General features: G+C 72.8%; 10 protein-coding genes. 8 read left to right on the plus strand and 2 right to left on the minus strand.

What is annotated here, in order from left to right; genetic code table 11:
- The first annotated feature begins 9 nt into the window (after nucleotides 1–9).
- A complete protein-coding gene (locus tag B7L92_RS11515) occupies nucleotides 10–1,893 on the plus strand; it encodes an ATP-binding cassette domain-containing protein (protein ID WP_255310887.1) in 1,884 nt (627 codons plus the stop codon).
- Between the two features lie 12 nt (nucleotides 1,894–1,905).
- Here the strand turns inward: B7L92_RS11515 and hemA are convergent, their stop codons facing one another.
- Nucleotides 1,906–3,090, minus strand: a complete 1,185-nt coding sequence (gene hemA, locus B7L92_RS11520) for a 5-aminolevulinate synthase (RefSeq protein ID WP_218030442.1) — start codon at nucleotides 3,088–3,090, stop codon at nucleotides 1,906–1,908.
- A 165-nt stretch (nucleotides 3,091–3,255) separates the two neighbouring features.
- On the opposite strand from hemA, the gene B7L92_RS11525 reads away from it, so the two are divergent.
- Nucleotides 3,256–4,914 (plus strand): long-chain-fatty-acid--CoA ligase, encoded by a 1,659-nt coding sequence (locus B7L92_RS11525; protein ID WP_081237333.1) that lies wholly within the window; start codon nucleotides 3,256–3,258, stop codon nucleotides 4,912–4,914.
- 132 nt (nucleotides 4,915–5,046) lie between these two features.
- Here the strand turns inward: B7L92_RS11525 and B7L92_RS11530 are convergent, their stop codons facing one another.
- Entirely contained in the window at nucleotides 5,047–6,498 is a 1,452-nt protein-coding gene (locus B7L92_RS11530) for a PucR family transcriptional regulator (protein WP_081237334.1), read from the minus strand.
- Nucleotides 6,499–6,603: 105 nt separating this feature from the next.
- On the opposite strand from B7L92_RS11530, the gene B7L92_RS11535 reads away from it, so the two are divergent.
- The 6 genes from B7L92_RS11535 (at nucleotide 6,604) to B7L92_RS11560 (ending at nucleotide 13,708) form a co-directional block, all read left to right on the plus strand.
- Complete coding sequence (locus tag B7L92_RS11535; protein ID WP_081237335.1) at nucleotides 6,604–8,139, plus strand: purine-cytosine permease family protein; 1,536 nt, start codon at nucleotides 6,604–6,606, stop codon at nucleotides 8,137–8,139.
- Nucleotides 8,140–8,375: 236 nt separating this feature from the next.
- Entirely contained in the window at nucleotides 8,376–9,560 is a 1,185-nt protein-coding gene (locus tag B7L92_RS11540) for a 4-oxalomesaconate tautomerase (RefSeq protein ID WP_081237336.1), read from the plus strand.
- Nucleotides 9,557–10,582, plus strand: a complete 1,026-nt coding sequence (locus B7L92_RS11545; protein WP_081237337.1) for an amidohydrolase family protein — start codon at nucleotides 9,557–9,559, stop codon at nucleotides 10,580–10,582. The genes B7L92_RS11540 and B7L92_RS11545 overlap by 4 nt, the downstream gene beginning before the upstream one ends.
- A 59-nt stretch (nucleotides 10,583–10,641) precedes the next feature.
- Complete coding sequence (ligK, locus tag B7L92_RS11550; protein WP_081237338.1) at nucleotides 10,642–11,325, plus strand: 4-carboxy-4-hydroxy-2-oxoadipate aldolase/oxaloacetate decarboxylase; 684 nt, start codon at nucleotides 10,642–10,644, stop codon at nucleotides 11,323–11,325.
- Nucleotides 11,326–11,343: 18 nt separating this feature from the next.
- On the plus strand, nucleotides 11,344–12,267 hold the full coding sequence (locus tag B7L92_RS11555) for an amidohydrolase family protein (protein WP_081237339.1): 924 nt from the start codon (nucleotides 11,344–11,346) through the stop codon (nucleotides 12,265–12,267).
- A gap of 58 nt (nucleotides 12,268–12,325) precedes the next feature.
- A complete protein-coding gene (locus B7L92_RS11560) occupies nucleotides 12,326–13,708 on the plus strand; it encodes an MFS transporter (RefSeq protein ID WP_081237340.1) in 1,383 nt (460 codons plus the stop codon).
- Nucleotides 13,709–14,083 lie beyond the last annotated feature (375 nt).

Raw genomic sequence — 14,083 nt, forward strand, 5'->3', positions numbered from 1 at the left:
GGGAACGGGGTGCCACGGGTGGAGCGGGCGGACGGCGGAGCGGAGCGGGCGGGCGACGGAGCGGGACGGGAGGCCGACGGAGCGGGGCGGCAGTCCGTCCTGGGACGGCTCGCGGACGTGCTGCGCGGCTCGGCCCGCACCTACTGGACCCTCACCGGCCTGTGGATCCTGCTGCGGGCGGGAACCCTGGTGGTGGGCCTGCTGTTCCAGCGGCTGTTCGACGCGCTGGGCGCGGGCGGGGGCGTGTGGCTGATCATCGCGTTGGTGGCCGCGATCGAGGCGGGACGGCTGTTCCTCCAGTTCGGCGTGATGATCAACCGGCTGGAGCCGAGGGTCCAGTACGGCACCACGGCGCGGCTGCGGCACGCCCTGCTGGGGTCGGCCCTGCGCGGGTCGGAGGTGACGGCCCGCACCAGCCCCGGCGAGTCCCTGCGAACGGTGGGCGAGGACGTCGACGAGACGGGGTTCTTCGTCGCCTGGGCACCGACGAACCTCGCCCACTGGCTGTTCGTCGCCGCGTCGGTCACGGTGATGATGCGGATCGACGCCGTGGTCACCGGCGCCCTCCTCGCCCTCCTCGTCCTGCTGACGCTGGTCACCGCGCTGGCCCACAGCCGGTTCCTGCGGCACCGGCGGGCCACCCGGGCCGCGTCCGGGGAGGTGGCGGGAGCCCTGCGGGAGATGGTGGGCGCGGTGGGCGCGGTGCAGGCCGCCGCCGCCGAGCCGCAGGTCGCCGCGCACGTCGCCGGGCTCAACGGCGCCCGTGCCGACGCCGCGGTGCGGGAGGAGCTGTACGCCGTCGTCCAGCGCACGGTGATCGGCAACGCGGCCCCGATCGGGGTCGGCGTGGTGCTGCTGCTGGTCGCGGGGCGGATGGACGAGGGGACCTTCAGCGTCGGCGATCTCGCCCTGTTCGCCTTCTACCTGCAGATCCTGACCGAGGCCCTGGGGTCGATCGGCATGCTGTCCGTGCGGCTGCAGCGGGTCTCGGTGGCGCTCGGCCGGGTCACCGACTTCCTCGGCGGCCGGCTGCGGCGGTCCCTGGAACGGGCCGGTCCGCCGGTCGCGTCCGCCGCGCCGGGAGGGACCGGCGAGGGGACCGCCGTCCCGGACGCCGGGCCGGAGCCCGCCCCGCCCCTGCGGGAACTGGCCGTGCGCGGACTGACGGCCCGCCACCCCGGAGCGGGGCACGGCATAGAGGACGTGGACCTGGTGGTGGAGCGGCACACCGTCACCGTGGTCACCGGCCGGGTCGGTTCCGGCAAGAGCACCCTGGTCCGGGCCGTCCTCGGACTGCTCCCGCACGACCGGGGCACCGTGCTGTGGAACGGCGAACCGGTCGCCGACCCCGCGTCGTTCCTGGTGGCGCCGCGCTGCGGGTACACCCCGCAGGTCCCGTGTCTGTTCAGCGGGACGGTGCGGGAGAACGTCCTGCTGGGCCGGGACGGCGCGGCCTTCGACGAGGCCGTGCGCCTCGCCGTGGCGGAGCCCGACCTGGCGACGATGCAGGACGGCCCGGACACCGTGGTGGGCCCGCGCGGCCTGCGCCTCTCGGGCGGGCAGATCCAGCGGGTCGCGATCGCCCGCATGCTGGTCGGCGACCCCGAACTCGTGGTGCTGGACGACGTCTCCAGTGCCCTGGACCCGGAGACCGAGCACGTGCTGTGGGAGAGGCTGCTGGACGGGACGCGGACCGTGCTCGCGGTCTCCCACCGGCCCGCTCTGCTGCGCGCGGCCGACCGCGTGGTGGTGCTCGAGGGCGGGCGGGTGGAGGCCTCGGGCACCTTCGACGAGGTCATGGCGGTCTCCGCCGAGATGGGCCGGATCTGGACGGGCACGGGTCCGGGAGGCGGGGACGCCGGGCCCGCTCCGCAGAGCCCTCCCGCACGGTGACACCGCGGGGCGTCAGACGCGCCGGGCGGCCCCCAGCTCGGACCAGATGCCGTCCAGGGCGTCCACGAACCGGTGGATCTCCTCGGTCTCGTGCACCGCCGAGGGCGCGATCCGCAGGATCTCCTCGCCGGCCGGGACGCTGGGCGCGTCGATGGCCTGGACGTACGCGCCGTGCCGCTCCAGCAGCAGGGCCGACATGCGCTTGCACGTCCGGTCCTCGCCGACCAGCACCGGGACGATGTGGGACCGGTCCGACAGCACGGGGATGCCCCGCTCGCGCAGCAGGCCGTGCATCAGCCGCGCGTTCTGCGCCAGTCGCCGCCGCTCCTCGTCCGAGCCGCGCAGGTGCCGCACCGCGGCGAGCGCGCCCGCCGCGACCGCCGGCGGCAGCGCCGTGGTGAAGATGAAGGAACGGGCCCGGGCGCGCACCGCGTCCATGAGCACGGCCGGTCCCGCCACATAGCCGCCGGTCATGCCGAAGGCCTTGGCGAGGGTCCCCATCACCACCGTGAACTCGGAGTCCACGCCGTCCCGGGCCGCGATGCCCGCTCCGCCCGGGCCGTACATGCCGACCGCGTGCACCTCGTCGAGGAAGGTGACCGCTCCGTACCGCTTGGCCAGGCCGGCGATCTCGGCCAGGGGCGCGATGTCGCCCCGCATCGAGTGCACGGACTCCAGGGCGATGAACTTCGGCTTGTCCCGGTCGGCCGCGGCCAGCAACTCCTCCAGATGCCGCCCGTCGTTGTGCCGGAATATGTGCTTGCGGGCGCCGCTGTGCCGTAATCCGTCGATGATGGACGCGTGGTTCGCCGAATCCGAGAAGACCTGGCAGTCCTCGACGGCCCCGGCCAGAACCGACAGGGATCCCTCATTGGCGGAATACCCCGAGGTGAAGAGAACGGCGTCCTCCTTTCCGTGCAGCTCGGCCAGCTCCTGCTCCAGAGCCACATGGAAGTGGTTGGTTCCGCCTATGTTCCGCGAACCCCCGGATCCTCCGCCGTATTCGTCCACGGCGCGCTTCATGGCGTCGAGGACGTCCGGATGCTGCCCCATACCCAGATAGTCGTTGCTGCACCAGATGGAGATCTCGCCATTCGAGGTGCTTGCCGCGGGGAACCGACCCGCCTTGCGGCCGAGTTCGAGAAACTCCCTCTTCCGGTCACCGGTTTCGCGGGCGAGTCGCACGAAGAAGTCCATGTACGAGGAGATGTCCAAGGTCCGCTCCTTTCGCTTCCCTTCGGGTCGGGCTCATCCTAGGATCCACCGCGGGTCTTGCACAGAAGACGTTTCTTGCACAGAAGACGTTTCATGCTGTCGTCCGGCCGATGGAAGCCGATTACCGGCAATCGAAGCGGAGTCGCGATGAGCGCGTACGAAAACCCCCCGGCAGGGCCGTTCACCACGGATTCCGGAGCCGTCACCGACGGCGGGAACGCGTGGGCGGGCCCGGGGGCGATCCTCTCGGCGGCCACGATCCTCTCGGACTCCGCGGGCCGGTGGCCGGAGCGCACCGCGGTGGTCGCGGGCGCCGAGCGGATCACCTACGGTGCGCTCTGGCACGCGGCGCTCCGGTACGCGGCGGTGCTGCGCGAGCGGGGGGTCGGCCCCGGTGACCGGGTCGGCCTGCTGGTGGCCAACTCACCGCACTTCCCGGCGGCCTACTTCGCGGTGCTCGCCCTCGGGGCGACCGCGGTGCCCGTCAACGTGCTGCTGAAGAGCGACGACATCACCCACGTCCTCCGGCACTCGAGGGCCCGGGTCCTCGTCTGCTCGGCCGAGTTGCTCGGGGAGGGGGAAGCGGCGGCCGGAGCGGCGGACGCACTCGTCCTCACCGTCGGCACGGGCGGCGGCCGCCGGCATCCGGCGCTCGACGAACGTGCGGCCACCGCCGAGCCGTCGGCGGGGCCGGTGCCCCGCGCACCGGACGACATCGCGGTGATCCTCTACACCTCCGGCACCACGGGCCGCCCCAAGGGGGCGGCGATCACGCACCTCAACCTGGTGATGAACGTCGCCACCACGATGCTCTCCCCCTTCGGGATGAGCGCCGACGACGTGCTGCTCGGCTGCCTCCCGCTCTCCCACACGTTCGGCCAGATCTGCGGCATGGGGACGTCCTTCCGCGCCGGGGCGACCCTGGTGCTGATGCGGCGGTTCACCGCCGAGGGGGCACTCGACCTGATGGAGGCCGAGGGGTGCACGGTCCTCATGGGCGTGCCCACGATGTACTTCGCCCTCCTCGAGGCGGCCTCCCGCCGTCCCGTGCGGCCGCGGCTGGACCGCGCCTACTCCGGGGGCTCGGCCCTGCCGGTGCGCACGCTCGCCGAGTTCGAGGCCGCCTTCGGCTGCCCGGTCTACGAGGGGTACGGCCTGACCGAGACGTCCCCCTGCGTCGCCTACAACCAGCGCGACTGGCCCCGGAAGCCCGGCACGGTCGGCAAGCCGATCTGGGGCGTCGAGGTCGCGATAGCCCGGTCCGAGGTGGAGGACGCCGTCGAGCCGCTCCCCTCCGGCGAGGTGGGCGAGATCGTCGTCCGCGGGCACAACCTGATGGCCGGGTACGTCGACGACCCCCGCGCCACGGCCGCCGCGTTCGTGGACGGCTGGTTCCGCACCGGCGATCTGGGGCTGCTGGACGAGGAGGGGTACCTCACCGTCGTCGACCGCAAGAAGGACGTGATCCTGCGGGGCGGGTACAACGTCCACCCCCGTGAGGTCGAGGAAGCGCTGCTCCGCCATCCGGCGGTCGCCCAGGTCGCGGTGGTGGGGCTCCCCGACCCGGTGTACGGCCAGGAGGTGTGCGCGGTGGTGGTGCCGCGGGACGGCCTGACACCGGACGGGGCGCTGGTGGATTCCGTCGTGACGTGGGGTGAGCGGCACATCGCGGCATACCGGCGTCCGCGGCGGGTGGTCTTCCTCGACCGCCTCCCCCTGGGGCCCAGCGGCAAGGTCCTCAAGAGGGAGCTGGCCGTCCGGCTCCGGTCGTCCGACGAGGCGGGGGGCGGCACGGCCGAGGGGTGACCGCCCCGGCCGGTTCCCCGCCGACGCGCGGCCCGGCCCGGACGTCGGCCCGGCCGCCGGCTCGGACGAACGCCCCGGAGGCGGTGCGCGCCGCCCGGCCCGTGTCCCCGCCCGGGGCCGGCCCCGGCGCGCTCAGTCGGTGAGTCCCAGCGTCCCGGCCGCCTGGATCGCCAGCCAGACCTCCGCCAGCGCGCCGGTCGAGGACAGGTCGCGCCGGGAGAGGGCGCCGAAGCGGCGCAGCCGGTAGGCGAGCGTGTTGGGGTGGATGTGCAGGGCGGCCGCGGCGGTCTCCGTACGGCGGTCGCGCTCCAGCCAGGTGCGCACGGAGACCAGGAGCTGGGAGCCGTGGGCCAGGTCGTAGCGCAGCACCTCGCCGAGGACGTGCTCGACCAGCGCGCTCAGCACCGCGGGGTCCTCCGGCAGCCAGCGGCCCGTCGCGTCGTCGCCGTAGCGGACCAGGGGGCGGCCCGACTCGACCGCCTTCGAGAGCGCCCACAGAGCCTCGCGCTCGGCGACCTTCAGGGCCGCGCCCGGCGGGAAGGGACGGCTCATCCCGGCCGCCACCCCGGGCAGCTCGCCGATCGCCGCGGCCAGTTCCGGGGCCCCGAGCACATACCGGTCGCCGCCCCGGGTGAGCAGCAGGTGGGGGCGGTCCTCCAGGCAGTGCAGCAGTGCCTCGTCGGTGGTGTTCCGGACCACGAGCAGCACGGTCTCGCCCTCGATCGCGTGCCGGGCGAGCCGGCGACGGGCGGCGTCCGGGTCGAGCACCTCCCGGAGCAGTTCGGCCAGGGTCTCGGCGCCCTCGCGGCGCAGCGTCTCGCGTTCGTTGCGCACCATCGCCAGCCGCAGCGCCGCCACCGTGGCGATGTGCTGGACGACCGCGAGCCCGGCGGGCTGGGCGCCCTGCCTCTCGTACGCCACCAGGAAACCGGCCGGACCGCCCGGCGCCGGCACGGGCAGGACGAAACCGCCGGGGACGGTCGGCGGGGCGTCCACCGAGGCGGGCAGCACGCCCGGGTCGGGGGTGGGCACCCCGGGCAGCAGCGGGCGGCCCTGCGGGGTGCAGAGGAAGACGTTGTACCCGGACAGGCGCTCGAGGCGGCGCAGGAGGGTCGGGGTGTCGAGGTCCTCGGCGACCACCCAGCGCAGCGAGCCGAAGACCTGCAGCTGTGCGCCCAGCCGGTGCCGGGCGTCCTCCTGCACCGCGGCGGCGACCTCCTGGGAGACCGCGATGAACGGAACGGCGAGCGGTACTTCCAGGACGGGGAAGCCCCGTTCCTCGGCCGCCTTGAAGAACGCGTCGTGCAGCGGCGGCATGTGCAGCTGCGCCGACAGGGCCAGCGCGGAGACCCCGGCGTCGTCCAGCCGCTCCAGATAGCGGCGCTGCCCGGTCGCGGTGCGGGGGATCGCGAGCCCCGTCGTCATGATCACCTCGGCCCCCAGCAGCCAGGGGGTCGGATCGGCCAACTCGCTGGTGTGGGCCCAGGAAACGGAGCGTGAGAGTCCACTCTTCCCCGCCCTCAGTGTCAGCTGGAGGGCGGGGAAGGAGAGCAGATCCTCGACGGTCAGTTTGTTGGTGGCCACATAAAGCAGGCTACCCCTCTGTGGTTGACACAGTTGTCGCAGGTCAGCGAGGGGATCCAGACTGTGGGGCCATCCCCCGGGGCGTGAACAGAAGGAGGAGATCCCGTGAAGACCGCGGTCACCGACATCGAGACATACGGTGTCGAGCAAATTCCGGACGAGGACCGCACGGCCCGTCCGCTCGATCTGTTCCGCCTCGCCTTCGGCGGCGCCAACACCTTCGCCACCTGTGTGCTGGGCACCTTCCCCATCCTGTTCGGCCTCTCCTTCTGGCAGGGGCTCGCGGCGACGCTGCTCGGCCTGGTCGCGGGCGCGCTGCTGCTCGCGCCCATGGCGCTCTTCGGGCCCACGAACGGCACCAGCAACTCCGTCTCCTCCTCCGCCCACCTGGGGGTGCACGGAAGGGTCGTCGGCTCCTTCCTCGCGCTGCTCACCGCGGTCGCCTTCTTCTCGATCTCGGTGTGGTCCTCGGGAGACGCCCTGGTCGGCGGCGCGCACCGGTTGCTGGGAGTCCCCGAGTCGACGGTGACGTACGCCCTGGCCTACGCGGTCTTCGCCGGCCTCGTGCTGGTGGTCTGCATCTACGGCTTCCGCTTCATGCTGCTGGTCAACAAGATCGCCGTGGTGGCGGCCTCGGCCCTGTTCGTGCTGGGCGCCTTCGCCTTCGCCGGCGACTTCGACCCCGGTTACGCGGGCACCTTCGCCTCGACCGCGGACCCGCTCTTCTGGCCGTCCTTCATCGGTTCCGCGCTGATCGTGCTCTCCAACCCGGTCTCCTTCGGCGCGTTCCTCGGCGACTGGTCCCGCTACATCCCGGCCGCGACCCCCCGCCGCCGGGTGATGGGCGCGGCGTTCCTGGCCCAGATCGCCACGCTGCTGCCGTTCGTCTTCGGTCTGGCCACCGCGTCGATCATCGCCACCCGGGCCGGGGCGTACCTCGACCCCGACGCGCCCAACTACGTCGGCGGTCTGCTCGCGATCGCGCCCGGCTGGTACTTCCTGCCGCTCTGCCTCATCGCGCTGATCGGCGGCCTGTCCACCGGCACGACCGCGCTGTACGGCACCGGACTGGACTTCTGCAGCGTCTTCACCCGCTTCAGCCGCGTCCAGGCGACGATCTTCATCGGCGTGCTGTCCATCGCGTTCATCTTCGCCGGCCGCTTCTGGCTGAACCTCACGCAGTCGATCTCCACCTTCGCCACCCTGATCATCACCTGCACCGCGCCGTGGATGGTCGTGATGATCCTCGGCTACGTCACCCGCCGGGGCTGGTACGACCCGGAGGCGCTCCAGGTCTTCAACCAGCGCCGCACCGGCGGCCGCTACTGGTTCGCCCACGGCTGGAACTGGCGCGGCCTGGCCACCTGGCTGGTCTCCGCCGCCGTGGCCCTGCTCTTCACCAACCTGCCCGGTCAGTTCGTCGGACCGCTCGGCGACCTGGCCGACGGCATGGACATCTCGCTGCCGGTCGGCCTCGCCCTGGCGGCGGTGCTCTACCTCGTCCTGCTCACCCTGTTCCCGGAGCCGCGCGGGGTGTACGGGCCGGACGGCCCCCGCTTCGTGCGGACCTCGGACGCCGAGGTCCTGCCGATCAGCGGCGGCCCGCAGGAGGCGCCCGCACAGCCGGCCGTCGTCGGCTGACCCGACCCGGCCGACGGGACCCGACCGCCCCGCCCCACCCGTGCCGCGCCCTTCCGGACAGCCTCCGGAAGGGCGCGGACGTGTGTCCGGGCCCCGGTGCGCGGTCGCTCGACCACGGAGCGGCGGCCCCTGAACCAGTCCGTGAGATCCCGGCAGGCATTTTCGTCGAAAGTATTGTCAACAATCTGGTCAGTGATTTAGGTTCCTTCGCATCCCCCGTCAGCGAAGGAGCGGCCATGTCCGCCGAAGCCGCACTCCGGACCCGCCCGGTCCGCAGGCACGGCTCCCAGACCGCGATTCCCTGCCTGTTCATGCGGGGCGGCACCTCGCGGGGACCGTTCTTCGACGGCCGGCTGCTGCCCGGGGACACCGGGACCCGGGACGCCGTGCTGCTGGCCGCGATGGGGTCGCCCGACCCGCGCCAGATCGACGGCGTCGGCGGCGGGCACCCGCTCACCAGCAAGGTCGGGATCGTCCGCCCGGGTACGGAGCCCGGCGTCGACGTGGAGTGGACCTTCGCCCAGGTGCAGCCCGCCGGGAGCACCGTGGACACCTCGTCCAACTGCGGCAACATGCTCGCCGCCGTGCTGCCGTTCGCCGTCGAGACCGGCATGGTCGTACCGGTCGCCGACCGTACCACCGCCCGTGTGCTCACCCGCAACACCGGAATGGTCGCCGAGATCACCGTCGCCACCCCGGCCGGACCCGACGGCACGCGGCACGTCGCCTACGAGGGCACGACCCGGATCGACGGCGTCCCCCGCGCCGCCGCCCCGGTCGAGATCGGCTTCCTGGACACCGCCGGCTCCGTCGCCGGCGCCCTGCTCCCCACCGGACGCACCCGCGACACCGTCGAGGTCCCCGGAGTCGGCCCCGTCGACGTCACCCTGATCGACAACGGCCAGCCCCTGGTGATCGTGGCCGCCGAACGCCTCGGCGCCACCGGCCACGAGACGCCGGCCGAGATCGACGCCGACGAGGCGCTCAAGGCCCGGGTGGAGGCACTGCGCCTGGTCTGCGGCGAGGCCATGGGCCTGGGCGACGTCACGGAGCGGAACTACCCGAAGATGACCCTGGTGGCGCCCCCGCGGCACGGCGGCACCCTCACCACGCGCAGCCTGATCCCGCGGGTGTGCCACCAGTCCATCGGCGTACTGGCCGCCGTCACCGCCGCCACCGCCTGCGTGCTCGACGGCAGCGTCGCCCGCGACGTCGCCGCCGGCGTTTCCGGCACGGAGCCCACCGTCTCCGTCGAGCACCCGTCCGGCGCGTTCGCCGTCACCCTCGGCCTCGACCCGGACGACCCCCGGCGGGTCGTCCGCTCCGCGCTGCTGCGCACCGCCCGCCTGCTCATGGCCGGCGACCTCCTCGTCCCCCGGTCCGTCTGGGACTCCGTCCCCACTTCCCAGGAGAACGCGTGATCATCGACGTCCACGGCCACTACACCACCGCACCCGCCCCGCTCGGCCGGTGGCGCGACGCCCAGATCGCCGCGCTCACCGACCCGGCGCAGGCGCCCGACCCGGCCGGCCCCGTCATCAGCGACGACCGGATCCGCGAGTCGATCGAGACCAACCAGCTGCGCCTGATGGACGAGCGCGGCATCGACGTCACCGTGTTCTCGCCGCGGGCCTCCTTCATGGCCCACCACATCGGCGACTTCGCGACCTCCTCCGCCTGGGCCCGCATCTGCAACGACCTGTGCCACCGGGTGTCCGAGCTGTACCCCGAGCGGTTCGTCCCCGGGGCGATGCTCCCGCAGTCGCCCGGCGCGGACCCGGCCACCGTCGTCCCCGAGCTGGAACGCGCCGTACGGGACCTGGGCGCCGTCACCGTCAACGTCAACCCCGATCCCTCCGGCGGCCACTGGACCGCGCCGCCGCTCACCGACCGCTCCTGGTACCCGGTGTGGGAGAAGCTCGTCGAGCTGGACGTACCGGCCATGGTGCACGTCTCCACCAGCTGCAACCCGGCCTTCCACACCACCGGCGCGCACTACCTCAACGCCGACACCACCGCGTTCATGCAGCTGCTCACCGGCGACCTGTTCGCCGACTTCCCCGAGCTGCGCCTGGTGATCCCGCACGGCGGCGGCGCCGTCCCCTACCACTGGGGCCGCTTCCGGGGCCTGGCGCAGGCGCTCGGCAAGCCGGAGCCGGAGGAGGCGCTGCTGCGCAACGTCTTCTTCGACACCTGCGTCTACCACCAGCCCGGCATCGACCTGCTGCTGGACGTGATCCCGCACGCCAACGTGCTGTTCGCCTCCGAGATGGTCGGCGCCGTCCGCGGCATCGACCCGCGCACCGGCCACCACTTCGACGACACCCGCCGCTACGTCGAGAACGCCGGCCTGTCCGCGCCGGACCTGGCCGCCGTCGAGGAGCACAACGCCCGGCGCGTCTACCCCCGCCTCGACGCCCGCCTCACCGCCCAGGGCCGCTGAGCCCCGCACCCCGCGCCGCCCGCACCCGGGCGCCCCACGCGAGCACAAGGAGCCGCACCATGCACGAACTCGGAGTCGTCCGCCGCACGATCGAACGCGTCGACCGCGCGGCGGTCGACGCCCTGTCGCCCTTCTCGGTCGCCACCGTCCACGAGGCCATGGGCCGCCTCGGCCTGATGCGCCCCTACATCCGGCCCGTCTACGAGGGCGCCCGGCTCTGCGGCACCGCCGTCACCGTGCTGCTCCAGCCCGGCGACAACTGGATGCTGCACGTGGCCGCCGAGCAGGTGCGCGAGGGCGACGTCGTCGTCGCCGGCTGCACCACCGAGAGCGAGGACGGCTTCTTCGGCGAGCTGCTCGCCACCTCGCTGCGCGCCCGCGGGGCGGAGGGACTGGTCATCGACGGCGGCTGCCGCGACGTGGACGAGCTACGGACGATGGACTTCCCCGTCTTCTCCCGCGCCGTCAACGCCAAGGGCACCGTCAAGGCCACCCTCGGCTCCGTCAACGTCCCCGTCGTCGTCGCCAACGCGCTGGTCAACCCCGGTGACGTGGTCGTCGCCGACGCCGACGGCGTCGTCGTGGTGCCCGCCGCCCGCGCCGCCGAGGTCGCCGCGGCCGCCGCGAGGCGGGAGGCCGCCGAGGAGGGCAAGCGGGAGCGGTTCCGGGCCGGCGAGCTCGGCCTGGACCTGTACGGCATGCGCGGCCCCCTGGCCGAGCTCGGCCTGACCTACGTCGACTGACGACCCGGGAGCACCGCGATGAACGACCCGACCTTCACCGTCACCCCCGGCTGGCTCGACTGGTACCGGGGCCCGAGCAAGCCCTCCTTCGTCCTGCCGGACGGAGCCGTGGACGCCCACTGCCACGTCTTCGGCCCCGCCGCCGAGTTCCCCTTCGCGCCCGAGCGCAAGTACACGCCCGTCGACGCCTCCCGGCACGACCTGTTCGCGCTCCGCGACCACCTCGGCGTCTCCCGCAACGTCATCGTGCAGGCCACCTGCCACGGCGCCGACAACAGCGCCCTGGTCGACGCCCTGCACACCGCCGGGAACCGCGCCCGCGGCGTGGTCACCGTCCGCCCCGACGTCACCGACGGCGAACTGCGGCGCCTGCACGACGCCGGGGTGCGCGGGGTGCGCTTCAACTTCGTACGACGGCTGGTGGACACCGTGCCCACCGAGGCGCTGGAGACCGTCGCCCGCCGGATCGCCCCGCTCGGCTGGCACGCCGTGCTCTACTTCGAGGCCGGAGACCTGGCGGACCTGGAGGGCTTCTTCGCCTCCCTGCCGGTGCCGCTGGTCATCGACCACATGGGCCGCCCCGACGTCACCCGCGACCCCGACGGTCCCGAGTTCGCGCGCTTCCTGCGCTTCGTCGAGGCGAACGACGTCTGGGTCAAGGTCTCCTGCCCCGAACGCCTCACCGTCACCGGCCCGCCCGCCCTGGACGGCGAACGCCACGCCTACCGCGACGTCGTGCCGTTCGCCCGCAAGGTCGTGGACGAGTTCACCGACCGGGCGCTGTGGGGCACCGACTGGCCCCACCCCAACCTCAAGGACCACATGCCCGACGACGGGCTGCTCGTCGACCACATCCCGCACGTCGCCACGACGCCGGAGAAGCAGCGGGCGCTGCTGGTCGACAACCCCATGCGCCTGTACTGGCCCGAAGAGGCCGTCTGACGCGAGCCGCCGGCCCGGCCCACAGCCGCCGGGTCCGTCCCCATCCCTGGAGCGTGCAGTGCAGCACAGCCACACCACCAACGCGGCCAACCGGCTGGACCGGTTGCCGATCTCGAAGTTCCACAGAACCACTCTCGTCGCGGTGGCGTTCGCCTACTTCTTCGAGTTCGCGGACATCAACACCTTCGCCATCACGGCTCCGGTGATCCGTGAACAATGGGGGGTCGGGGTCAACCACGTCGCCTACGTGACCTCGCTGTCGTTCGTCGGCATGTTCTTCGGGGCCGTCGTCGCCGGGGGCCTGGCCGACCGGTTCGGCCGCAAGCGCACCCTGACCGCCACCACGCTGTGGTTCACCGTCTGGTCCTTCGCGTGCGTCTTCGCCTGGGACGTGTGGTCCCTCGGCGTCTTCCGCGTGCTGACCTCGGCGGGCCTGTCCGCGATGACCGTCGTCGCCGTCGTCTACATCAGCGAGCTCTTCCCGAGCGCCAAGCGCGGCAAGTTCCAGGCGTACGCCATCGTCATCGGCATCTGCGGCACCCCCGCCACCAACCTCATCGCCTCCTTCGTGGTGCCGCTGTCGGACTGGTCCTGGCGCCTGGTCTACCTGTGGGGCTCGCTCGGCGTGTTCTTCCTGTTCTTCGTGCGCAAGCTCGTGGAGTCGCCGCAGTGGCTCGAGTCCCGCGGCCGCCACGAGGAGGCCGAGGCGGTGCTGGCCCGCATCGAGGCCGGCGCGCGCGCCGAACACGGCGAACTGCCCGAGCCCCGCGACCCGCGGCCCGGGTCCCCGGTCGTCAAGCCCGGCCTCGGCATGCTCAAGGAGAAGAAGTTCCTCTTCCCGACGCTCGTGCTGTCGGTGCTGTGGATCACCCAGACCATCGGCTTCTTCGGCTACTCCAGCTGGGCCCCGACCCTGCTGGCCGCCGAGGGCGTCAGCGTCGAGGACTCCATCTTCTACGTCGCCCTGACCACCGTCGGCGCGCCGCTCGGCTCCTTCCTCGCCGCGATGGTCACCGACCGGTTCGAACGCAAGTGGTGCCTGGTGGTCTTCGGCCTGGTCATCGCGGCCACCGGTCTGATGTACGGCCTGACGTTCACCCCGGTGCTGATCGTGGTCTTCGGCTTCCTGGTCAACCTCTTCGAGCGCGGCTACACCGCCCTGGCCTACGCGTACTCGCCGGAACTCTTCGACACCCGGGGCCGCTCGCTGGGCACGAGCATCGCCTACGGCCTGGGCCGCCTGTCGAACGCGGTGGGCCCGCTGATGATCGCCGGCATCTACAACGGCATCGGCTACGAGGCGGTCTTCATGTTCATCGCCGCCACCTGGACCCTCGGCGCCGTCGTCCTGGCCGTCTTCGGACCGGCCACGCGCCGCCGGCGCCTGGCGGCCGAGGCCGCCGCGAAGGAGAACCCGGAGGCCGTCCCGGCCGGCTCCTGACCACCACCGGCCACCGCCCGGGGGCCCGTCCCGCTCACCGAGCGGGGCGGGCCCCCCGCCGTGCCCGCCCGGCGGTGCCCCGGGAGCTTCGCCCGTCGACCCTCCACGGCCGACGGCGAGCGATCAGGACCGAACAGATTCCGACGGGACGATTGCTTCGGATGTGTTCGAGTCCTAGGGTGTGCCTGGCTCAGTAGTTGCTCCGTCACCGGTAGTTGTGACCCGCCCCCCGGCAACCTCCCCTTCGCGACGGTGCGTCGCGGGCGGGCTCCGACGTTCCCTCAGTCACGCGCAGTGCCCTGTCGAACCGAGGAAGGCCACGGTATGCCGCACCCGCACGTGTCTCCCGCCGACCGGCCGCTCGGGGCCGTGGAG

The organism is Streptomyces viridosporus, assembly GCF_002078235.1.
Classification (GTDB): domain Bacteria; phylum Actinomycetota; class Actinomycetes; order Streptomycetales; family Streptomycetaceae; genus Streptomyces; species Streptomyces viridosporus.

Excerpts from the sequence above, each read along its gene's own strand:
- B7L92_RS11555 (WP_081237339.1), top strand. The coding sequence starts at position 11,344 with ATGAACGACCCGACCTTCACCGTCACCCCCGGCTGGCTCGACTGGTAC.
- B7L92_RS11525 (WP_081237333.1), top strand. The coding sequence starts at position 3,256 with ATGAGCGCGTACGAAAACCCCCCGGCAGGGCCGTTCACCACGGATTCC.
- ligK (WP_081237338.1), top strand. The coding sequence starts at position 10,642 with ATGCACGAACTCGGAGTCGTCCGCCGCACGATCGAACGCGTCGACCGC.
- B7L92_RS11540 (WP_081237336.1), top strand. The coding sequence starts at position 8,376 with ATGTCCGCCGAAGCCGCACTCCGGACCCGCCCGGTCCGCAGGCACGGC.
- hemA (WP_218030442.1), bottom strand. The coding sequence starts at position 3,090 with ATGGACTTCTTCGTGCGACTCGCCCGCGAAACCGGTGACCGGAAGAGG.